Annotated in this window: 20 protein-coding genes; 14 read left to right on the forward strand and 6 right to left on the reverse strand. The window is 59.5% G+C overall.

The window, feature by feature from the left end; genetic code table 11:
- Nucleotides 1-38: 38 nt before the first annotated feature.
- Complete coding sequence (hemA, locus tag Q0837_RS04460) at nucleotides 39-1259, reverse strand: 5-aminolevulinate synthase (RefSeq protein ID WP_298465787.1); 1221 nt, start codon at nucleotides 1257-1259, stop codon at nucleotides 39-41.
- A 138-nt stretch (nucleotides 1260-1397) separates the two neighbouring features.
- Complete coding sequence (murI, locus tag Q0837_RS04465; RefSeq protein WP_298465789.1) at nucleotides 1398-2168, reverse strand: glutamate racemase; 771 nt, start codon at nucleotides 2166-2168, stop codon at nucleotides 1398-1400.
- 119 nt (nucleotides 2169-2287) lie between these two features.
- Here murI and plsY point away from each other — a divergent pair, with 119 nt between their 5' ends.
- On the forward strand, nucleotides 2288-2869 hold the full coding sequence (plsY, locus tag Q0837_RS04470; RefSeq protein ID WP_298465792.1) for a glycerol-3-phosphate 1-O-acyltransferase PlsY: 582 nt from the start codon (nucleotides 2288-2290) through the stop codon (nucleotides 2867-2869).
- Nucleotides 2866-3987 carry a DNA-processing protein DprA gene (dprA, locus tag Q0837_RS04475; RefSeq protein ID WP_298465795.1) on the forward strand — a complete coding sequence of 374 codons (1122 nt, stop codon included), beginning with the start codon at nucleotides 2866-2868 and terminating at the stop codon, nucleotides 3985-3987. Before plsY ends, dprA begins: the two co-directional genes overlap by 4 nt.
- Here dprA and Q0837_RS04480 read toward each other — a convergent pair.
- A complete protein-coding gene (locus Q0837_RS04480) occupies nucleotides 3984-4958 on the reverse strand; it encodes a 2OG-Fe(II) oxygenase (RefSeq protein WP_298465798.1) in 975 nt (324 codons plus the stop codon). The two genes, dprA and Q0837_RS04480, sit on opposite strands and share 4 nt — an antisense overlap.
- 142 nt (nucleotides 4959-5100) lie before the next feature.
- Here Q0837_RS04480 and topA point away from each other — a divergent pair, with 142 nt between their 5' ends.
- The 5 genes from topA (at nucleotide 5101) to Q0837_RS04505 (ending at nucleotide 9571) form a co-directional block, all read left to right on the forward strand.
- Nucleotides 5101-7677 (forward strand): type I DNA topoisomerase, encoded by a 2577-nt coding sequence (topA, locus tag Q0837_RS04485; RefSeq protein ID WP_298465801.1) that lies wholly within the window; start codon nucleotides 5101-5103, stop codon nucleotides 7675-7677.
- A gap of 94 nt (nucleotides 7678-7771) precedes the next feature.
- Nucleotides 7772-8077, forward strand: a complete 306-nt coding sequence (locus Q0837_RS04490; protein ID WP_298465804.1) for a hypothetical protein — start codon at nucleotides 7772-7774, stop codon at nucleotides 8075-8077.
- 95 nt (nucleotides 8078-8172) lie between these two features.
- Entirely contained in the window at nucleotides 8173-8670 is a 498-nt protein-coding gene (locus Q0837_RS04495) for a response regulator (RefSeq protein WP_298465807.1), read from the forward strand.
- 47 nt (nucleotides 8671-8717) lie between these two features.
- Nucleotides 8718-8900, forward strand: a complete 183-nt coding sequence (locus Q0837_RS04500) for a hypothetical protein (protein ID WP_298465810.1) — start codon at nucleotides 8718-8720, stop codon at nucleotides 8898-8900.
- A 65-nt stretch (nucleotides 8901-8965) separates the two neighbouring features.
- Nucleotides 8966-9571 carry a hypothetical protein gene (locus tag Q0837_RS04505; RefSeq protein ID WP_298465813.1) on the forward strand — a complete coding sequence of 202 codons (606 nt, stop codon included), beginning with the start codon at nucleotides 8966-8968 and terminating at the stop codon, nucleotides 9569-9571.
- Here Q0837_RS04505 and era read toward each other — a convergent pair whose 3' ends face one another.
- From era to lepB, 3 genes are read right to left on the reverse strand one after another with little or no spacing between them, the layout of a single operon-like run.
- Nucleotides 9572-10480: a GTPase Era gene (gene era, locus Q0837_RS04510; RefSeq protein WP_298465815.1), complete on the reverse strand. Its 909-nt coding sequence runs from the start codon at nucleotides 10478-10480 to the stop codon at nucleotides 9572-9574.
- Entirely contained in the window at nucleotides 10477-11166 is a 690-nt protein-coding gene (gene rnc, locus Q0837_RS04515) for a ribonuclease III (RefSeq protein WP_298465818.1), read from the reverse strand. Before rnc ends, era begins: the two co-directional genes overlap by 4 nt.
- The gene (lepB, locus tag Q0837_RS04520; RefSeq protein WP_298465822.1) at nucleotides 11163-12008 is read right to left on the reverse strand and encodes a signal peptidase I; all 846 of its coding nucleotides are present in this window, start codon (nucleotides 12006-12008) and stop codon (nucleotides 11163-11165) included. Before lepB ends, rnc begins: the two co-directional genes overlap by 4 nt.
- Nucleotides 12009-12058: 50 nt before the next feature.
- On the opposite strand from lepB, the gene pgi reads away from it, so the two are divergent.
- The 7 genes from pgi (at nucleotide 12059) to Q0837_RS04555 (ending at nucleotide 20125) form a co-directional block, all read left to right on the forward strand.
- The gene (gene pgi, locus Q0837_RS04525; protein ID WP_298465824.1) at nucleotides 12059-13591 is read left to right on the forward strand and encodes a glucose-6-phosphate isomerase; all 1533 of its coding nucleotides are present in this window, start codon (nucleotides 12059-12061) and stop codon (nucleotides 13589-13591) included.
- A gap of 231 nt (nucleotides 13592-13822) precedes the next feature.
- A complete protein-coding gene (locus Q0837_RS04530) occupies nucleotides 13823-14371 on the forward strand; it encodes a hypothetical protein (protein WP_298465827.1) in 549 nt (182 codons plus the stop codon).
- A gap of 258 nt (nucleotides 14372-14629) precedes the next feature.
- A complete protein-coding gene (locus Q0837_RS04535; RefSeq protein ID WP_298465830.1) occupies nucleotides 14630-16072 on the forward strand; it encodes a DEAD/DEAH box helicase in 1443 nt (480 codons plus the stop codon).
- A 99-nt stretch (nucleotides 16073-16171) separates the two neighbouring features.
- Nucleotides 16172-17524, forward strand: coding sequence for a glutathione-disulfide reductase (gorA, locus tag Q0837_RS04540; RefSeq protein ID WP_298465833.1), 1353 nt, complete (start codon nucleotides 16172-16174; stop codon nucleotides 17522-17524).
- Entirely contained in the window at nucleotides 17524-18246 is a 723-nt protein-coding gene (locus tag Q0837_RS04545; protein WP_298465836.1) for an SDR family oxidoreductase, read from the forward strand. Before gorA ends, Q0837_RS04545 begins: the two co-directional genes overlap by 1 nt.
- A 62-nt stretch (nucleotides 18247-18308) precedes the next feature.
- Nucleotides 18309-19841, forward strand: coding sequence for an acyl-CoA carboxylase subunit beta (locus Q0837_RS04550; protein WP_298465838.1), 1533 nt, complete (start codon nucleotides 18309-18311; stop codon nucleotides 19839-19841).
- On the forward strand, nucleotides 19838-20125 hold the full coding sequence (locus Q0837_RS04555; protein WP_298465840.1) for a hypothetical protein: 288 nt from the start codon (nucleotides 19838-19840) through the stop codon (nucleotides 20123-20125). Before Q0837_RS04550 ends, Q0837_RS04555 begins: the two co-directional genes overlap by 4 nt.
- Nucleotides 20126-20220: the final 95 nt, after the last annotated feature.

A 20220-nucleotide genomic window follows, 5' to 3' on the forward strand; every position in this document is an offset into this window, starting at 1 on the left:
AGACTTGGACGAGTTAGTGCGCGATCAAGCCAGCGCGATCAAGCCGCCTGCGCCAGTTCCATTTCCAACCTGTCCCAAATCTCAACCAGAGCCTCGGTCAACTCGTTCATCATCTCTTCGGTGTGATGCGGGCCGGGGGTGAAGCGCAGGCGCTCTGTGCCGCGCGGGACGGTGGGGAAGTTGATCGGCTGCACATAGACGCCGTATTCGGCGAGCAGGATGTCGCTGATCTTCTTCGCGCGCACGGGATCACCGACCATTAGCGGGACGATGTGGGTAACGCTGTCCATCACCGGCAGACCGGCTTCGGCAAATTTGAGCTTGAGCACGGCAGCGGCGCGTTGTTGCGCATTGCGCTCGACACTGCTTTCCTTGAGGTGCCGAACTGAAGCCAGCACACCTGCGACCAGAACCGGGCTGATCGAGGTCGTGAAAATGAAGCCGGGTGCGTAGCTGCGTATGCAATCGATCACGCGGGTATCGGCGGCAATGTATCCGCCCATCACGCCGAATGCTTTGCCAAGTGTCCCTTCGATAATGTCGATCCGGTGCGCAGCATTGTCGCGCTCCGAAATCCCGCCGCCGCGCTCACCGTACATGCCGACCGCGTGGACCTCGTCGATATAGGTCAGCGCGTTGTATTTCTCGGCGAGGTCGCAGATCGCGTGGATTGGGGCGACGTCGCCGTCCATCGAATAGACGCTTTCGAAAGCGATGACCTTGGGCGTCTCGGGTGCTTCGGCGGAGAGCAATTGTTCGAGATGCGCCATGTCGTTGTGGCGGAACACGCGCTTTTCGCAGCCGGAATTGCGGATACCGGCAATCATGCTGGCGTGGTTCAGCTCATCGGAGAAGATCACGCAGCCGGGCAGCAATTTGCCGAGCGTCGAGAGTGTCGCGTCGTTCGAGACATAGCCGCTGGTGAACAGTAGCGCGCCTTCCTTTCCGTGGAGATCGGACAGCTCTTTCTCCAGCTCGATATGCAAGTGGGTGTTGCCGCCGATATTGCGTGTGCCGCCAGAGCCTGCACCGACATCGTGCAGCGCTTCTTCCATCGCGCCGATGACCTTGTCGTGCTGACCCATGCACAGGTAATCGTTCGAACACCACACGGTGATCGGCTTCGGCCCGTTATGCCCGTGGAAACAGCGGGCGTTGGGATACGCGCCCTTGTTGCGCATGATGTCGATGAAAACGCGGTAGCGACCTTCCTCGTGAAGACGGTCGATCGCCTGGTCGAAGATCTGGTCGTAATTCACGTGGTCGCGCTCTTGGTTGCTTTGTGAGGCGTATAACCCGCAGGCCGCCGGAATGTTTCGCGGTTATTTAGGTATCAGTGATCGATTTGGCCACAGTCATCTTGGGCGCGATCTTTGCGAGTGATTCGCAGGTTCTGGTTAGAACGTTTCAGGAGCGCCGAACCCGCGTTCGCTCAAGGTGTTTTCCAGTCCCTGTGCCCGCTCAACGGGGCCGGTGACAACAAAGCGATTGGGGCCGGACCGCTCAAATTCCTGACCATTGAGCAGATGGACGATCCGCCGCGCAATGCCTTCCGCTCCGTCGATCAGCGCAACGTCGCTTCCGAACAAAGCACCCAATTCTTCTCGCAACAACGGAAAGTGAGTGCATGCGAGGACGACCGCATCGATGGCATTTCCGCCTTCCATACCGCGAAGGCGCGTCACCGCTTCTTCGACCACGCCCAGATTGACCGGCTTGCCGCGCAACTTGGCTTCGGCTTCATCGACCAGATCTGGAGCAGCGATTCGCAGCAAGGTCTTGTCACTGGCAAAATCGCGTTCAAGATCATCGACATAGCGCTGGCGGATGGTTGCCTGCGTGCCGATCATTCCGAACGTGCCGGTCTGCGTGTGCAAAGCAGCGGGTTTGACGGCGGGCACAGTACCGACGACCGGGATTTCCAGAACATCGCGCACCATGCCGAGCGCAATTGTGCTTGCTGTGTTGCAGGCGATGCAGGCGAGGCGCGGGCGATAGCGCTCACTCATCCGGCCGAGCAAACCAGCGACCCGCGCCGCGACTTCCGCCTCGGTCTTCTTGCCATAGGGCATGCCGACGAAATCGGCGGCAAAGATCACAGGAGCCTCGGGCAGAACGCGGCGCAAGGCGTCGTAAACGGTCAGTCCGCCAACGCCGGTATCGAGCAAGAGGATGGGGGAGGATGCGTCGGTAATGGTTGTTTCTGTCCGTAGGTAACTTGTCGCGGCGCGGTCTATTACTTAGGCACGGGCAAAAGAAAAGCCGATCAAGGGGTTTGGACGAAAAGATGGAACCGATTTTCGCAATCCTGCTCGGATTCCTGGGCGGATCGATCCCATTTGGCCTGCTGCTGACCAAGGCGGCAGGGCTGGGTGATGTGCGCGAGATTGGCTCCGGCAGTATCGGCGCGACCAATGTCCTGCGGACGGGCAATAAGGGATTGGCCGCCGGGACGGTCCTGCTCGATGCGGCAAAGGGCGTCGTGCCGGTCTTGCTTGCGGCGCATTTCTGGCCGGGCAATGAAGGCCTTGCGGCAGTTGCTGCCGTGGCGGGGCACTGCTTCACGCCTTGGTTGAAGTTCAAAGGAGGCAAGGGCTTTGCAACTGCAGCCGGAGTGCTCGGCGCACTGGCGTGGCCCGCAATGCTTGCCTGCGCAGCGATCTGGGCGGTGACTGTCTTCCTGATACGCATCTCATCAGTGGCGTCACTTGCGACCGTGACTGCTGCCCCGCTTGTGGCATGGGCCATGGGCTACTCATACCTGGTTATGCCGCTCATTGCGGTTGCCGCGATCGTCATTGTTCAGCACCGCGCGAATATTGGTCGCCTGATGCGAGGCGAGGAGCCCAAGATCGGCGGGAGCAAGTGAGCGAGAGCCTTTCGCAGGCTGAAGCTTTCGCACGCATTCGCCTGCTTCGCTCGCCCAATATCGGTCCGGTCAGCTATCGACAGCTGCTCGCTCGGTTTGACACGGCAGAGGCGGCCATCGAAGCGCTTCCCGACCTCGGTTCGCGTGGGAAGACCGCCTACCGTCCCGCGCCGACCGACCGAGTTGAGCGCGAGATCAATGGCGTTCGTGCCGCTGGAGCGCGATATCTGTTCCACGATCAACCCGACTACCCGGCTTTGCTCGCAGAACTCGACAGCGCCCCGCCGATAATTACCTGCCGAGGCAATCTGTCACTCGCCTCAGAGCCATGCGTAGCCATGGTCGGCGCGCGTAATGCTTCGGCAGCCGCTGTGAAACTGGCGCGAGATTTTGCGACCGAGTTGGCCGAGCAGGGCTTCACCGTCGTCTCAGGGCTGGCGAGGGGGATCGACGGAGCCTGCCACGAGGGGGCCTTCCCACGAACCATTGGAGTCATCGCCAGCGGGATCGACATTGCCTATCCACCTCAGCACGCAGAGCTTCAGGAAAAGATCGCAACCGAAGGCTTGCTGATCGCCGAACAACCTCCAGGCACCGAGCCGCGCGGGAGGCATTTTCCAAGCCGCAACCGGATCATCGCCGGGCTAGCGAGTGGTACGCTGGTCGTGGAAGCCGCGCCTAAGTCCGGCTCGCTGATCACAGCGCGGCTGGCAGGTGAGGCGGGCAGGGAGGTGATGGCGATTCCTGGTTCGCCGCTCGACACAAGATCACTCGGCTGCAATCAACTGATCCGCGATGGCGCGGTGCTGGTCCAGACGCCCGAGGATGTCGCGGAGCTTCTCCAGAGCTTCACCGGCGCCCCGCGCTCGCGGTTTCAGGTCGAAGAAATGGGTTCGCCGTTCGACTATTCAGAACTGCGCCAGATGGAATGGGGCGAGGCGAAGGTGGAGCATGGCGGCGATGCAATTGCCGGATTACTGACCAAGGCCCCGGTCACCGTAGACGAGTTGATCCGCCAATCCGGCGCACCGTCTGCGGCGGTACATATGGCACTGCTCGAACTGGAACTCACTGGCGAGCTTGAACGGCACGCAGGCGGATTGGTCTCGCGCACCTAATCGGTGAGCTGTCCCATCTCACCATAGATCGACGCCTCGCGAATCCAGCGGCTGGCGAGGTATTTTTCCGCCACGATTACCGGCAATCCCGCGTGGACTGAGCTTTGATCGGGCTGCCCGTCATCAAGCACATTGCGAAACACAATCGCATCGCCAACCTCGCCTCGATAACTGATCCCTGCTGCGGGAAAGGCAGTGTGCCCGCCCTCGTAGCCCTGATTGAGATAGACCAACGCGGTTGTTACCCTTTGGTTGGCCAGCCCGGGAAGCGCGTCGAGGTGGTTAAGATAATGCTGTCCCGGGCGATAACGCAGGACCACCAATGGTTCGCCGCATGCCCATTCGCTGTCGGTGACTGTCGCCAGCCGCCGGTTGAGTGCATGGACCGCCGGATCCTCGATAAGATGATGGATGGTAGCGCTATCGGAGGTCCGGATCGGGTCGGGGATCTGCTCCAGATTTGGGCCGGTGACCACCGACGGCGCAAGAAACGGTTCGGCCAGCGAAACGAGGTGTTGGCATTCGGCGGCGGAAAACAGCCGGGCGAAGGAGCGGATGTCGGGTGAATGGCTGATCTGTTCGCCGGTTGGAGGAACCACGGGATCGCCTGTAACATCAAGCTTCATGGCTTCGATCAACCGCATCGCCGACGCGCGTTGTTCGTTGGCTTCGGCCTCGCGGGCAAGCCGCTCAATCGAGCCGCCCCAATCACGTTGACAGGCTAGACCGCTCGCCATCAGATTGGTGATGGCATAGCTCGCGCCTAGGTTGCCGACCTTTTCGGCGGCAGCGAAATAGCCCAATGCCCGACGCCAGTTGCAATCGACCAGCACACCGCGCCAGTACATATCGCCTAGAGTGTAGAGCGCGTCAGGATCGTGATCATCAGCAAGGCCTGCTACAATCGCCCGCGCAGCCTCGCCATCGCCAGCCTGGGCAAGTTCGACGGCTCGGCTGAGGTCCGGGTTCATGATCGGCCTATGTCAGCGGCTGCGCGCCGATGCTAGACATTCTTCACTTGATACGATTGTTTTCAAATCACACTTGACGCATCAGCGAAACCCACATCACCCTCGCGCGTACGTACACACGTAAGGAAATCAGACCTCTCTTATGCAGCTTGTCATCGTCGAATCGCCCGCCAAGGCGAAGACCATCGAAAAATATCTGGGCGCGGACTTCAAGGTTCTCGCCAGCTACGGCCATGTCCGCGATTTGCCGCCCAAGGACGGGAGCGTGCGTCCGGACGAGGATTTCGCGATGGATTGGGAACTGTATCGCGACAAGCAGAAGCGCTTCAAGGAAATCGCCGATGCGGCCAAGGACGCATCGCGGCTGGTGCTGGCGACCGACCCCGACAGGGAAGGTGAGGCAATCAGTTGGCACGTTCAGGAGCTGCTGAAGAAGCGCAAGGCGCTACCGACCAAGGTCGATCGGGTGACCTTCAACGCGATCACTAAGGCCGCGGTTACCGAGGCGATGAAGAGCCCGCGCGAGCTCGATCAGCCGCTGATCGACGCGTATCTGGCGCGCCGTGCGCTGGATTACCTGTTCGGTTTCACGCTCTCGCCGGTGCTATGGCGCAAGCTGCCAGGTGCGAAATCGGCTGGCCGGGTGCAATCAGTTGCGCTGAGACTGATCGTTGACCGCGAGCGTGAGATCGAGGCGTTCCGACCTGACGAATACTGGTCGGTGCTCGCGAAGCTCCAGCATGACGGCAGTGAGTTCGATGCGCGGCTGGTCAAGTACAAGGGTGAGAAGCTCGAGAAGCTCTCACTTGGTGCCGAAGGTATCGCGATGGAGGCTAAGGCTGCTGTCGAAGCGGGCCGCTTTACGGTCGAGGACATCGAGACCAAGCCGCTCAAGCGCAATCCCTCGCCGCCATTCACGACATCGACCATGCAGCAGGAGGCTGCGCGCAAGCTTGGCTTCTCTGCCAGTCACACGATGCGGTGTGCGCAGTCGCTCTACGAAGCGGGCGCGATCACCTATATGCGGACCGACGGCGTGCAGATGGATATGTCTGCCATCATGGCCGCACGCGATGCCATTTCGGAGCGATTCAGCGACGATTACCGACCCGAGAAACCGCGTTTTTACAGCACCAAAGCGAAGAATGCTCAGGAAGCGCATGAGGCAATCCGTCCGACTAACTTCGCGCGCGATAAGGCTGGAACCGGCGACGAGGCCAAGCTCTATTCGCTGATCTTCAAGCGTGCAATGGCGAGCCAGATGGCCGCAGCCCAGCTTGAACGCACTACCGTTACTTTGCGGGATGCCACTGGTCAGCATGAACTGCGCGCGACCGGTCAGGTGATCAAGTTCCCCGGCTTCTTCGCGGTCTATCAGGAAGGCTTCGACGACAGAAAGGACGAGGATGAAGAGGGCCTGCTGCCCGCGATGAAGGACGGCGACACGCCGGCCAAGACGGCGGTTGAAGCCAACCAGCACTTCACCCAGCCGCCGCCGCGTTTCTCGGAAGCCTCGCTCGTCAAAAGGCTCGAAGAACTCGGTATCGGGCGTCCGTCAACCTATGCCTCGACCATTCAGACATTGCGCGACCGCGACTATGTGCGGATGGAGAAGAACCGCTTCTTCGCCGAGGATAGCGGACGACTGTTGACGGCGTTCCTCGAACGCTTCTTCCCGACCTATGTCGCCTACGAATTCACCGCCGGTATGGAGGATGAACTCGATACGGTTTCCGACGGGCGCGAGGACTATAAGGAACTGCTCGCCAGCTTCTGGAAAGACTTCAAGCCTAAGACCGAAGAGGTGATGGAGAAGCTGCCTTCGGAAGTTACCGAGGTGCTCGACGAATACCTTTCCGACTACCTCTTCCCGCCGCGTGACGACGGTAAGGACGCGCGGTTCTGCCCACTTTGCGAAACCGAAGGGCGCGAAGGCGGTAAGCTGTCGCTGCGCGGCGGCCGGTTTGGCGCATTCATCGCCTGTGCGAACTATCCGGAATGCAAGTTCACCCGCCGGTTTGCCCAGCCAGGCGGCGATGGTGACGATGGCAGCCAGGATGGCGTGATGGGTCAGCACCCGGAAACAGGCGCGGACATTCACCGCAAATCCGGCCGGTTTGGCCCCTATGTCGAAATGGAAGTCGACGAGAAGAAAAAGCGCGCTTCGATCCCTAAAGACCTCGACGATTTCGATCTCGAATGGGCGGCGAAGTTGCTCGATCTTCCGCGCATCATTGGCGCACACCCCGAGACCGGCAATGAGATCGAAGCTGCGATCGGCCGCTATGGTCCATATCTGCGCCACGATGGCAAATACGCCAAACTGCAGAGCACGCGCGATGTGTTCGAAACCGGTATGAACGCGGCGGTGACTCTGCTGGCCGAAGCCGCCAATCGCAAGGGCGGCGGGCGCGGCAAGGCGGAGCCAATCAAGACACTTGGCGAACACCCGACCAGCGGCGGCGAGATCAAGGTCATGCCGGGACGCTACGGCCCCTATGTCACCGACGGCACGACCAATGCGACGATCCCGAAGGATGTGAAACCTGAGGATGTCGAAGCCGCGCAAGCGATTGAGCTGATCGATGCCCGCGCGGCCAAGGGACCGGCGAAAAAGAAGCGCAAGAAGGCCGCGCCGAAGAAGAAAGCGGCTGCGAAGAAGAAGGCTCCCGCCAAAAAGAAGGCGCCTGCAAAGAAAACTTCGACGCCCGCAGAATGATTTACGCGAATGCCGCGCCTCACCCGCGCGGCATTTGTAAATCGTCAAGCATTGTCGCTTATCCCTCGTTCAGAGAGACTAGGGGCGCCGCGACGTGATTGAAATCGAAGTCCAGAACGAGACTCACCAAACCCAGGACCGCATCCGCTTTGCAGCGGTGCCGCGCATTGGCGAAGGCATTCGCCTGCGCGCGCCAGACGGCATGTGGGCAAGTTATGATGTGCTCGACGTGTGGTATCAGAAAGCTGAATATGGCGACATCTGGATGCCCTATGTCCATGTCAAACTGACGCCAGGTGAAAGCGACACCGATCCCTCGCTGACGGATTTTGGTGTCGAGGAACCCGAAGACTCGAGCTTCGCCGATCTTGCTGGGGAGCTCGAACCATTCAAAATCTGATCAAACGCAATGTCGGCCCGCACCGCAACAAGCCCGATGAAGACGGCAAGACGCCGGCGCAAAAGCTGGCAGAAACGCCGCCAGGCGAGCGCGAAGTGTACGACAATGAAGATGCTTGGAACGCGCCTTCCGAAGACGAAGGCCCGGTCGCCGACACCGACGCAATCGTCCGCGCGGCAAAGGCGATGCGCGATGGCACGCCTGTCGACGAAGTCCGTCAGGCCAAAGCCAAAGTCTGTCTGATCGTCGATGACAGCCGCGTGATCCGCAAAGTCTCGAGCAAGATTGTGAAGAGCCTCGGCTATGTCCCGATCGAAGCGCAAGACGGGCAAGAGGCCCTTTCACGCTGCAACCAGGCTATGCCCGAACTTATCCTGACCGACTGGAACATGCCGGAAATGGACGGCATCGAATTCGTCAAGCAACTGCGCGCAATCCCGACTCCGAAGGCGCCGACCGTGGTGTTCTGCACTTCGAACGGAGAGGCGGCTGATATCCACGAAGGAATCGGCGCCGGGGCCGACGACTACATCGTCAAGCCGTTCGACGAGAGCGCTCTGAAGGCGAAGCTGGAAAAGCTCGGGCAGAGCTAATCGGGTTTGCGCTCGCTATTGCGCAGCGGGGCACGTAGACGCGCACCATGGGCAAAGAACACTTCGAACGTCACAAACAACCCTGGAACGCCGAAGAAGCGGGCCGCCTGCGCCTGCTCGCATCCAAAGGGCAGGGCCTGAAGCAGATCGCCAAGGCGCTGAACCGCAGCGAAGACTCGACCAAGAGTTTCGCCAAGCAGCAAAAGATCAAGATTGCTAAGAAGCGGTGATTCACGCAGCTACCCCCGGCAAGTTGATGCTGTCCTGCTACCAACTTGCATACTAAGACCCGCCGATGATGTTCACGACACTGGCCGCCTTGAGCGCGGCGCTGGCACTTCCTACTTTGCAGCGCGGCGACGCGAGAGACTTTATTCGCAGTCGAGAGATGGCGACTGAAGCCGATGACGTTCGCGCGGGGATCAGCTTGTTCGTTGCCCCAGACGGAGACGTTTTGTCGTGTACGCCGATACGTGTTGTAGGCAGCGTCGAAACTGCCAAATCGGCCTGCAAGTTTTTTGAACGCCGACGCGTTAGCCCTGCTCGGGATTCGAACGGGCAGGCAATTCACGGCGTACTCACGACGACAGTTGCGCTGATGACGGAACCCGGATCTGGTCAGTCCGCTTCAACAAATAGCCTGAGCTTGGGCGAGTTGCCGGATATCCAGTTGCCATTTGGGACCGCTGAAGAAGAGCGGATCGTGACGACGATCGTGCTCGTTGAACCTCACGGGAAAGTGTCCGAATGCGAAGTGCCTAGCCCGCACAAGCAGGAAGATGAGGACGTCAACCATGCGATTTGCGACTATCTTGCGACCGTGCCTCTTCACGTGCTGCTTGGCAAAGACCGTCAACCGGTTCGGTATGTGCGCCGAGTTCAGGTGCAGTTGACGGGGTGATCACTTCACCCAATCCAGCCCCATCTCCTCGAACACTTCCTTGTCGTCGGACCACCCCTCCGAGTGTTTCACATGCAGGAACAAGTGGACCTTCACGCCCAGGATCTCGCTCAGTTCTTTGCGGGCAGCTTCACCGATCGCCTTGATCTGACGACCGCCTTTGCCGAGCACGATGGGCTTCTGGCTGTCGCGGGTGACGACGATTTGCTGGTGGATTTCCAGGCTGCCGTCTGGGCGTGTCTTGTATTGTTCCGGACGTACCGCCGTGTCGTAGGGCAGTTCTTCGTGAAGCTGTTGGTATAGCTGTTCGCGCGTGATTTCTGCGGCCAACAACCGCTCCGAGGCGTCGGACACCTGATCTTCGGGATACATCCACGGACCTTCGGGCATCATATCGGCGAGCGCCTGTTTCATTTCCGGTACGCCGTCGCCGGTCAGCGCGGAGATGAAGTAGATTTCCTCGAAGTCGATTTTTTCACCGAGCTCCTGCGCCAGCGCGAGCAGCGGCTCTTTCTTTGCGCGGTCGACCTTGTTCAAAACGAGGATCTTCTTCTCGGGTCGCTTCTCCAGCGCCTCAATCAAAGGCTCCAATTCATGCCGCCGCTGCTTGATCGGATCGACGATCAGCAGAATAGCATCGGCGCTTTCGGCGCCCTCCCAAGCGGCGCTCACCATCGCGCGGTCGAGCCGCCGGCGGGGGGCGAAGATGCCAGGAGTGTCGACTAGTACCATCTGGACCGGACCGTGAAGCGCGACGCCCAACATCCGGGCGCGCGTGGTTTGAGCCTTTGCTGAGGTAATGGCGACCTTTTGCCCTACCAGCTGATTCACGAGCGTCGATTTTCCAGCATTGGGAGCGCCAATGACCGCCACCATGCCGCAATGTGTTTGGGCGTCAGGCTCGGTCATCCAAAATGCTCCAGAAACGTCTCTGCGGCGAGCCGCTCGGCTGCACCCTTGCTGTTAGCGATAGCTTCTGCCGCGCCGACATTGTGGATCGATACGCGCACCTTGAAGCGGGTGTCGTGATCCGGTCCGCTGCGATCTACCACTTCATAGACCGGCATCGCCCGGCGGTTGCCCGCACACCATTCCTGAAGCGCGCTTTTGGGATGCTTGGCCTTGCCGACATCGCCGGAAAGCTCAGTGGCCCAGAGACGGTAGACGACATCGCGTGTGGCTTCGTATCCGTGCTCGACAAAGCTGGCCCCTATGAGCGCTTCCATCACATCGCCCAGAATGTTGTCGCTGTTGGCGCCGCCATCTTCGCGCGCTTGCTTGCCCAGCCGGATGTGATCTTGCAGCCCGATCTCGCGAGCAATCTCCGCGCAGGTGGCACCGCTGACCAGCGCGTTCAGGCGCTGCGATAGCTTCCCTTCAGGCGAATTGCCCGCCTTGTAGAGCCAACTCGCGACCGAAAGGCCGAGTACCCGGTCGCCGAGGAATTCGAGCCGTTGATAGTCGCTGCCGCCCGTGCCGTTGGCGCCGTGGTGGAAGCTGCCATGGGTCAACGCTTCGACCCACGGTGCATCGTTGCTTACTTTGAACCCAAGTTTTCCAAGCCATTCCGCAGTGGCCGGATCAATCGTACTCACAGTGTTTCTCCCAAGCGATCCCAACGTGCTGCGGTGAACCACGTCCAGGGCTTTATCCATTCTGCGCTGCCATCGGTCGACCACATGATGATCGTGGCCTCTGCGACTAGAAGGTCTTGCGGAACAAGACCAACGCCGCCGCCTGATGCCGCGCGAAAGCGACTGTCCTTCGAATTGTCGCGATTGTCACCCATTACAAACATTCGGCCTTCGGGCACCATGACCGGAGCAAAGCCATCCGCGCGGGTCAGTCCGAAATCGAGCACGTTGTAACTGCGCCCGTTTGGCAGTGTTTCACGGAACTGCCGATATTTGCACACCGAATTGCCTTCGGCGTCCTCGGTTGCCTCAGCACCCCACGCGCAGGAGGTGTTGATCGACACCGGAATCTCGAAGTCGCCAATTTCCTCGCGCGGCACGATTTCCCCATTCAGGACGATCTCACCGCCGATCACGCCGACCGTGTCTCCGGGCAAAGCAATGACACGCTTGATGTAGTCGGTCTCGTCGATCGGGTGCTTGAAGATCACGACGTCGCCGCGTTCGGGCTGACCCGCGAGCAAGCGTCCAGGGATGAGCGGTGCGCTGAACGGCAGCGAATGCTTGGAAAAGCCGTAAGGCCACTTGGCGGCGAGCAGGTAGTCGCCGTTCCACAGCCGCGGCATCATGCTTTCCGACGGGATCGAGAAGGGCGAGAAAATAAAGCTGCGGAAGATCAGCACCGCCAGTAGAAGCTTGAGCAGAAACAGGCCAAAGCTGGTCCAGCTTTCTTCTTTTTCGGCGCTTTCGGTGGCTCCGCTTTGCTGCGTCTCCAACGTGTCAGATTCTGTTGTAACATTCATCGCGCGCACCCTTAGTCGCGCAGCCCGCACCAAGCAAAGGGGGTTTGAGCATGACCGAAGTGATATCCGCAGTCTGGCAGCGCCTAGCGGAGCTTCCTCAGGCAACATTGGCAGATCTTTTTGGTCGCAATCCCGATCGTTTTGAAGCGATGAGCCAGCGGATCGAATTCGATGTTCCAGGGCATGGCACCAACGGAATGCTGCTCGACTGGTCGAAGACGCACCTCGACGATGAAGTGCTCGACGCATTTGAGAAACTGGCCGATGCGGCGCAGTTTGATGCTGCCCGCGAGGCGCTCTTTTCCGGAGGGATCGTCAACCCAACCGAAGGCCGCGCTGCGACGCATGGAGCAATGCGCGGCAGCGGCACGGATGCCGATGTCGAAGAAGGCGAGGCGCTGCTGGCCCGTATGGGGATGCTGGTTGAAGCGATCCATCAAGGCGCATTGGGCGAGGTCAAGCATCTGATCCATATCGGGATTGGCGGCTCAGCGCTTGGACCTGATTTGGCAGTCGACGCGCTTACGCGGGACCTGAAGCTGGTGGATGTACACGTGGTGTCCAACATAGATGGGTTGGCTTTGGAACAGGCTTTTGAGGCATGTGATCCTGCGACGACGCTGATCGCGGTCGCCTCAAAGACCTTCACGACGATCGAGACCATGACCAATGCGGCGAGCGCATTGAAATGGCTCAAGGACAATGATGTCGATGATCCGAGCGGTCGGGTTGTTGCGCTGACTGCCAATCCGGAAGGCGCCGTCGAATGGGGCGTCGATGAGACGCGCATCCTGCCATTCCCCGAAAGCGTGGGCGGACGCTATTCGCTGTGGTCTTCGATCGGATTTCCGGTCGCGCTCGCAGTTGGGATGGATGATTTCAGCGCGATGCTGGCAGGGGCCAAAGCGATCGACGATCACTTTCGCACAGCCGAAGGCCGCGTCAACGGACCGCTGCTCGCCGCCTTTGCCGACCAATACTACACCCGCTTGCGGGGATGCCAGACCCGTGCGGTGTTCGCATATGACGAACGGCTAGCGCTACTTCCCGACTATCTTCAGCAACTTGAGATGGAGTCGAACGGTAAAAGCGTAACTGCCAGTGGGGAGCCTGTTTCGGGCTCAACCGCGCCGATTACATGGGGCGGCGTGGGGACCGATGCGCAGCATGCGGTTTTCCAACTGCTCCACCAGGGCACACATCTTGTTCCTGTCGATTTCATTGCCAGCATCGCCCCGGGTGACGAACTCGACCCATCGCATCACCGCCAGTTGCTAATGAACTGCTTTGCCCAAGGGGCGGCTTTGATGGCAGGTAAAGCCTCCGACGATCCGGCGCGTGCCTATGCCGGAGATCGGCCAAGCGCGATGATCCTAGTCGATGATCTGGACGCGGCGATGCTTGGCGCTCTGATTGCTTTCCATGAACATCGCACCTTTGCCAATGCAGTGCTGATGGGGATCAATCCATTCGACCAATTCGGGGTGGAACTCGGAAAATCCATCGCGAAACAGATTGATTCAGGCGACGGTCAGTTTGATTCCTCTACAAGCGCATTGATGGCACTCGCCGGGCTCACTTAAGCGCAAAACGCGGGCCATCGGAATGCAGTGATTCTCCGTCGCCAATCGTGCGGATTCATCATTGCTTTACCAATTTTGCGAGCGATTGAAATTTAATTTCTCACTCGTGTTATAAAACATACTGTCGTTTCGCTGCGGCGCAGCATTCTGGATCGATTTGCACTCGCTCCAGTTTTGGGTAACACATCTTGCGTCGCGTCTATCCTTAAGTTCTCGTTACAAGGCCTCTCTATGACCCGCATCTTGTCGCTGTCGGCAGCTTTGGCTGCACTCACACTCTCTTCTGCAGCGATGGCGGACAGCGGCCCGGAAAAGGACATGGAAGAGGCGACTGAAGAGCTGGCAAAGGCAGCAGCCAAGGTGGCCGAAGCAACCCTGGAAATGGTGAATACGGAAGAAGTCGTCGAAGCAGCGGTTGCATCTGCACTGGCGGCGGAGGGCTTCGCAGTCCCTGAAACTCCAGATGCTCCTGGCGTCCCGGCAACGCCGACGCCAGTGAAACTCGTGAGCTTCGATGGTGAACAGAAGTTCTTGAAGACATCGACCCGGCTGCGCGTCTGGCGTGCCAATGTCGGTTACACGCTTACAATCAACTCCGAGGGTGAGGTCACCGATTGTGAGCTCACAGAGAAGTTTCGCCGTACTTATGTGAACCAGAAGCTCTGCGAAGTGCTGACCGATCACCACGAATTCGAGCCGGCGCGCGACGAAACCAATATGCCGGTCGAAGGGCACTACACATCGCGACTCGTCTATCTAGACATGCGCGACAAACATTGATGCGCTGCCGCTTTTGAGCGGCACATCAACCGAGATTCATTGACATTCGGACGGTTCGCGCCCATTTGGCGCTCAACCGAAACGCGCTTGCCAGCGTGATGCGGCGGCTCTGATATATCCGCCCCGGCAGCGTTTTGAACCGATTTTCCTCTAGGACTTCCCTTTTCACGCGGGCGGTTTTTACCCCCGCGCCGCGCGACGATTCCGTCCGGAATCCGCCAAAGAGCAAGTCGCGCGCCGCACACATTGCGAGTAAGCATGACAATTACATTTGATACACTCGGGCTGTCTCAGCCCGTCCTTCAGGCGCTTGACCTCAAGGGCTATTCCACCCCCACACCGATCCAAGAGCAGGCGATCCCGCCGGTTCTCGAAGGTCGCGATTTGCTGGGCATTGCACAGACTGGCACCGGCAAAACCGCCGCATTCATGCTGCCCAGCATCGACCGTCTTCGCGAAAGCGACAATCGCATCCCGTTCAAGAGCTGCCGCATGCTGGTGCTTGCACCTACACGTGAGCTTGCGGTTCAAATTTCGACAAGCGCCAAAGACTATGGCGCTCTGGCGGGCTTGAAAGTCCAGGTCATCGTCGGCGGCACGTCCGTCAACAAGGACCGCAACAAGCTGCATCGCGGGACCGATATTCTGATCGCGACGCCAGGGCGCTTGCTCGATCTGATCGATCAGAAGGCGTTCAACCTCTCCGGCGTTGAAGTTCTCGTGCTCGACGAAGCGGACCAGATGCTCGATCTCGGGTTCATCCACGCGCTGCGCACGATCAACAAACTGGTGCCGAAAGACCGTCAAACACTTTTCTTCAGCGCGACGATGCCGAAGCAGATCAAGGAATTGGTTTCGGGCTATTGTCACAATCCGGTGCAGATTTCGGTGACGCCAGAAAGCAGTACGGCTGAGCGCGTCGGACAATTCCTGTTCATGGTGCAACAGAACGAGAAGCAATCGCTGCTCGAATTGATCCTGTCCGGCCAGCACAAGGTACCGGGTGATCTCGAACGCGTGCTAATCTTCACTCGAACGAAGCACGGTGCCGACCGGGTCGTAAAGAAGCTGGGTCAGCGCGGTATTCAAGCCAACGCAATCCACGGCAACAAATCGCAAGGGCAGCGCCAGCGTGCGCTTGACGAGTTTCGCCGCGGCAAGACTTCGATCCTGATCGCCACAGACGTTGCCGCGCGCGGAATCGACATTCCCGGTGTGAGCCACGTCATCAACTACGAACTGCCCAACGTACCCGAACAGTATGTTCACCGGATTGGCCGGACTGCGCGTGCTGGACGTGATGGCATTGCGATTGCATTCTGCGCCGAAGATGAGCGCGCATATCTAAAGGATATTCAGCGCACGACCGATGCCGAGATGGACCGATTGCCATTGCCCGATAATTTTCGTGCCGTTGTGGAAGGCGTTGGCCCGACCAAGCCTCCGCCGCGCGGACAAACGCGGGTTTCGACCAAACGCGTGAAGCCCAAACCGTTTGGCGGCAACAAGAAGCCCGCGCGACCTCAGGGGGGTGATCGTCCCGATGGCGGTGCTCCATCGCGGCCCAAGCAAAAGCATGGTGCGCGCAAGGGACGGCCAAATCGATCCGGTGGTCGCCCCGGAGGCGGCCGGCGCGGTGGTTCGGGCGGCGGCTCTGGCGGCGGCGGAGGCGGCGGGCGCCCTCGTTCAGCCAACGGGTAACAAATCCGGCGTTTCGTACGAATAGCGTTCCGTATCGCGGCGCGGTTGGCAAGCTTACCAAAGCAAGCCATATCGCGCCCACATTAAGGGAGCGCGCATATGTCCGCCGAATACGATTACGACCTTTTCACGATTGGTGCAGGCTCCGGCGGAGTGCGCGCCAGCCGTGTTGCTGCGGCGCATGGCGCTCGCGTGGCAGTCGCCGAGGAATATCGCGTCGGCGGCACCTGCGTCATCCGGGGCTGTGTGCCCAAAAAGATGCTCGTTTACGGCGCGCATTTTGCCGAGGATCTGGAAGACGCAAAACAATTTGGCTGGACCATTGAGGGCAAGAGCTTCGACTGGGTGAAGCTCCGCGATCATGTGCAGCAGGACATCGACCGGCTCGAAGGGTTGTATGGCGAAACGCTCGACAATCACGATGTGACAGTGATCCGAGAACGTGCCGAGATCACCGGGCCACATGAAATTACGTTGGCAAGCGGCAAGATGGTGACGGCCAAATATATTCTGGTCGCAACCGGCGCGCGGCCTCACGTCCCTGAATTTCCCGGCAGCGAGTACACGATCACCTCCAACGAGGCATTTCATCTCGATGCGGTTCCCGAACGCATTCTGATCGTAGGTGGCGGCTATATCGCCAATGAGTTCGCTGGCATCTTCAATGAATTTGGCAGCAAGGTGACGATCGCCAATCGCTCCGATGTAATCCTGCGCGGATATGACGCTTCGTTACGCGACAGATTGCTGCAAATCTCGCTCACCAAGGGAATCGAGTTCTGCTTCAACACCACTTTCGAGTGGATCGAAAAGCAGGAAGACGGCACGCTCAAGGTCAAGATGACCGGCGAAGATGAGCGCATCTACGATCAGGTGATGATCGCCACGGGCCGCAATCCGAACACTCAGGGGCTTGGTCTCGACTCGGTCGGGGTTGAACTCGGCGTCAAGGGCGAGATCAAAGTTGATGCGTTCTCCAAAACCAATGTCGACCATATTTACGCCGTCGGCGATGTGACCGACCGCGTGCAATTGACCCCGGTCGCGATTCGCGAAGGGCAGGCGTTTGCCGACAGCGTGTTCGGCGGCGTAGAACCCTATGCTGTCGACCATTCCTGCATTCCCAGCGCCGTGTTCAGTCATCCGCCGATTGCTTCGGTTGGCCTGACAGAAGGCGAGGCGCGCAACACGCTTGGCAGCATCCGGGTGTACCAGTCCGACTTCCGCCCGATGAAGAACGTGGTCGCTGGTCGCAACGAGCGCGGACTTTACAAGATGGTGGTCGATGCCGCGAATGATCGGATCGTTGGCGTGCATATGATCGGTCCGGAATCGCCGGAGATCATGCAGGCGGCAGCCGTGGCGGTGAAGGCTGGTCTGACGAAAGCGGACTTCGACGCTACCACGGCAATCCACCCGACGATGGCCGAAGAACTTGTGCTGCTCAAGTAATGGAACTGTCTGGCAAAACCGTCTTGCTAACTGGCGGCACCGCCGGGATCGGTCGCGAAATGGCGCGGCAGTTGAAGGAGAAGGGTGCCCAAGTCATCCTCACCGGACGCAGCCCTGATCGGCTGGCCGAGATGGAAGCAGAAGGTTTCGAGACGATCTTTGCTGACCTGTCCAATGCTGCGGGTGTGGACGCGCTTCTCAACGCATGGGGCGACCGTGCGCTCGATATCCTGATCAACAATGCCGGGCAGTTGGTTGATCACGATTTCCGCAAGGGGAGCGTCGATCCCGACGCCGCCGACGTGACGATCTACGCCAATCTCAACGCTCCGATCCGCCTGATCACCGGGCTGATGGAACAGCTCAAGGCTCGGCCCGCAGCCGCAATCGTCAACGTCACATCAGGCCTCGCCATCGCGCCTGCTGCACGCCAACCGGTCTATTGCGCAACCAAAGCAGGCTTGCGGTTCTACTCGCTGGCGATCCGCGAGCAGCTCAAGGATACGAATGTCCGCGTGATTGAGGCATTGCCCCCGGTCGTCGATACGCAGATGAACGACGGCAATCCGATGAAGAAAATGCCTGCCGAGGAATGCGCACGGCAGATCGTGGTCGCGATTGAACGGGACAAAGACGAGGCCAATATCGGCATGACCAAGGCGCTGCGGGTAACGGAGTCTATCTCTCCAGCGCTGGCTCGCACAGTGACCTTGCGTTTTTGATACGTTGACCCTGCCGCGACGCTGCGGCAACGACCTCTGACACCAATCATCAGGGGCCCCCAATGTCTGCCAATATTGCCGAAATGGAACGCCGCCGCGAAGCCGCCAAAATGGGCGGTGGGCAAAAGCGCATCGATGCTCAGCATGCCAAGGGCAAGCTGACCGCGCGTGAGCGGCTCGACATATTGCTCGACGAAGGCAGCTTTGAAGAGCTCGACACCTATGTCGAACATGATTGCGTCGATTTCGGCATGGAGAAGCAGAAGATACCGGGCGACGGCGTCGTCACCGGCAGCGGTACGATCAACGGGCGGCTGGTCTATGTTTTCAGTCAGGATTTCACTGTCTTCGGCGGCTCGCTGTCAAAACGCCATGCGGAGAAAATCTGCAAGGCGATGGACACCGCGATGAAGGTCGGCGCGCCGGTGATCGGCCTCAACGATTCTGGCGGCGCGCGCATTCAGGAAGGCGTGGCGTCATTGGGCGGTTATGCCGAGGTGTTCCAGAAAAACGTGCTTGCCAGCGGCGTCGTGCCGCAGATCAGCCTCATCATGGGGCCGTGCGCGGGCGGGGCGGTGTACTCGCCAGCGATGACCGACTTCATCTTCATGGTGAAGGACAGCTCCTATATGTTCGTCACCGGGCCGGACGTGGTGAAGACGGTCACCAACGAGGTCGTCACGCAGGAAGAACTGGGCGGGGCCATCACCCATTCGACCAAAACCAGCGTCGCCGATTGCGCGTTCGAGAATGATATCGAAACGTTGCTCGCGACGCGCGAGTTCTTCAACTACCTGCCGCTGTCGAACCGCGAGGAAGTACCCGAACAGCCCACCAACGATCCGTGGGACCGGCTGGAGCATTCGCTCGACACGCTGATCCCTGACAACGCCAACCAGCCTTATGACATGCACGAGGTGATCGCGAAGACGGTGGACGAAGGCACGTTCTTCGAAATCCAGCCGGGCCATGCCGCGAACATCATCTGCGGCTTTGGCCGGGTCGAAGGGCGCACCGTGGGCGTGGTCGCGAACCAGCCGATGGTGCTGGCGGGCGTGCTCGATATCAATTCGTCGAAGAAGGCGGCGCGCTTCGTGCGGTTCTGCGATGCGTTCGAGATTCCGATCGTCACCTTCGTCGACGTCCCCGGCTTCCTGCCCGGCACTGCGCAGGAACTGGGCGGGATCATCAAACACGGCGCTAAATTGCTGTTCGCCTATGCTGAGGCGACCGTACCCAAGATCACCGTGATCACCCGCAAGGCCTATGGCGGCGCCTATGACGTGATGGCGTCAAAGCACCTGCGGGGGGATCTGAATTACGCCTGGCCGACCGCCGAGATCGCCGTGATGGGCGCAAAGGGCGCGGTGGAGATCATCTTCCGCCAGGACCGCGACGATCCCGACAAGATCGCCGAGAAAACCAAAGAATACGAAGACCGCTTCGCTAACCCCTTCATCGCCGCGCAACGAGGCTATATCGACGAAGTGATCCACCCGCATTCAACGCGGCGGCGGATCGCGCTGGGGTTGAGGAAGCTGCGGACGAAGCAGTTGGAGAACCCTTGGAAGAAGCATGATAATATTCCGCTGTGACAACGGCTGAGGCAATCCTGACTGACTTGCTCGCTGATGGATCTGACTGGTGGGCTGGTGAACTGCAGACCGTGACCGGCTTCTATCGGGCCGAATTCGAAGAGTTATTCTCACGAGCAACTGAGGAAGGCTTCGTACCTCGCTCGAAAGACAAACAAATGCTTCATCAGGCAGCCAACACACTGCTGGGCCACCCTGACCCTTCAACCTCCGCAATTGAGAAGCATGTTGGGCCAGATTGGGAGGGGCTGCTTGAAGATTTTATGTGTTTGATGGGTCAATGAGCACGACCATCATCCGTCATTGCGAGCGTAGCGAAGCAATCCAGAGCGGCTCGCGAAACGCTCTGGATTGTCCGAGCACGTCTTCGACTCGCCGC

It is taken from the genome of uncultured Erythrobacter sp., assembly GCF_947499705.1.
Taxonomy (GTDB): Bacteria; Pseudomonadota; Alphaproteobacteria; order Sphingomonadales; family Sphingomonadaceae; genus Erythrobacter.

Excerpts from the sequence above, each read along its gene's own strand:
- topA (WP_298465801.1), top strand. The coding sequence starts at position 5,101 with ATGCAGCTTGTCATCGTCGAATCGCCCGCCAAGGCGAAGACCATCGAA.
- Q0837_RS04500 (WP_298465810.1), top strand. The coding sequence starts at position 8,718 with ATGGGCAAAGAACACTTCGAACGTCACAAACAACCCTGGAACGCCGAA.
- era (WP_298465815.1), bottom strand. The coding sequence starts at position 10,480 with ATGACCGAGCCTGACGCCCAAACACATTGCGGCATGGTGGCGGTCATT.
- Q0837_RS04530 (WP_298465827.1), top strand. The coding sequence starts at position 13,823 with ATGACCCGCATCTTGTCGCTGTCGGCAGCTTTGGCTGCACTCACACTC.
- gorA (WP_298465833.1), top strand. The coding sequence starts at position 16,172 with ATGTCCGCCGAATACGATTACGACCTTTTCACGATTGGTGCAGGCTCC.
- Q0837_RS04550 (WP_298465838.1), top strand. The coding sequence starts at position 18,309 with ATGTCTGCCAATATTGCCGAAATGGAACGCCGCCGCGAAGCCGCCAAA.
- Q0837_RS04480 (WP_298465798.1), bottom strand. The coding sequence starts at position 4,958 with ATGAACCCGGACCTCAGCCGAGCCGTCGAACTTGCCCAGGCTGGCGAT.
- lepB (WP_298465822.1), bottom strand. The coding sequence starts at position 12,008 with ATGAATGTTACAACAGAATCTGACACGTTGGAGACGCAGCAAAGCGGA.
- Q0837_RS04535 (WP_298465830.1), top strand. The coding sequence starts at position 14,630 with ATGACAATTACATTTGATACACTCGGGCTGTCTCAGCCCGTCCTTCAG.
- Q0837_RS04505 (WP_298465813.1), top strand. The coding sequence starts at position 8,966 with ATGATGTTCACGACACTGGCCGCCTTGAGCGCGGCGCTGGCACTTCCT.
- plsY (WP_298465792.1), top strand. The coding sequence starts at position 2,288 with ATGGAACCGATTTTCGCAATCCTGCTCGGATTCCTGGGCGGATCGATC.
- Q0837_RS04545 (WP_298465836.1), top strand. The coding sequence starts at position 17,524 with ATGGAACTGTCTGGCAAAACCGTCTTGCTAACTGGCGGCACCGCCGGG.
- pgi (WP_298465824.1), top strand. The coding sequence starts at position 12,059 with ATGACCGAAGTGATATCCGCAGTCTGGCAGCGCCTAGCGGAGCTTCCT.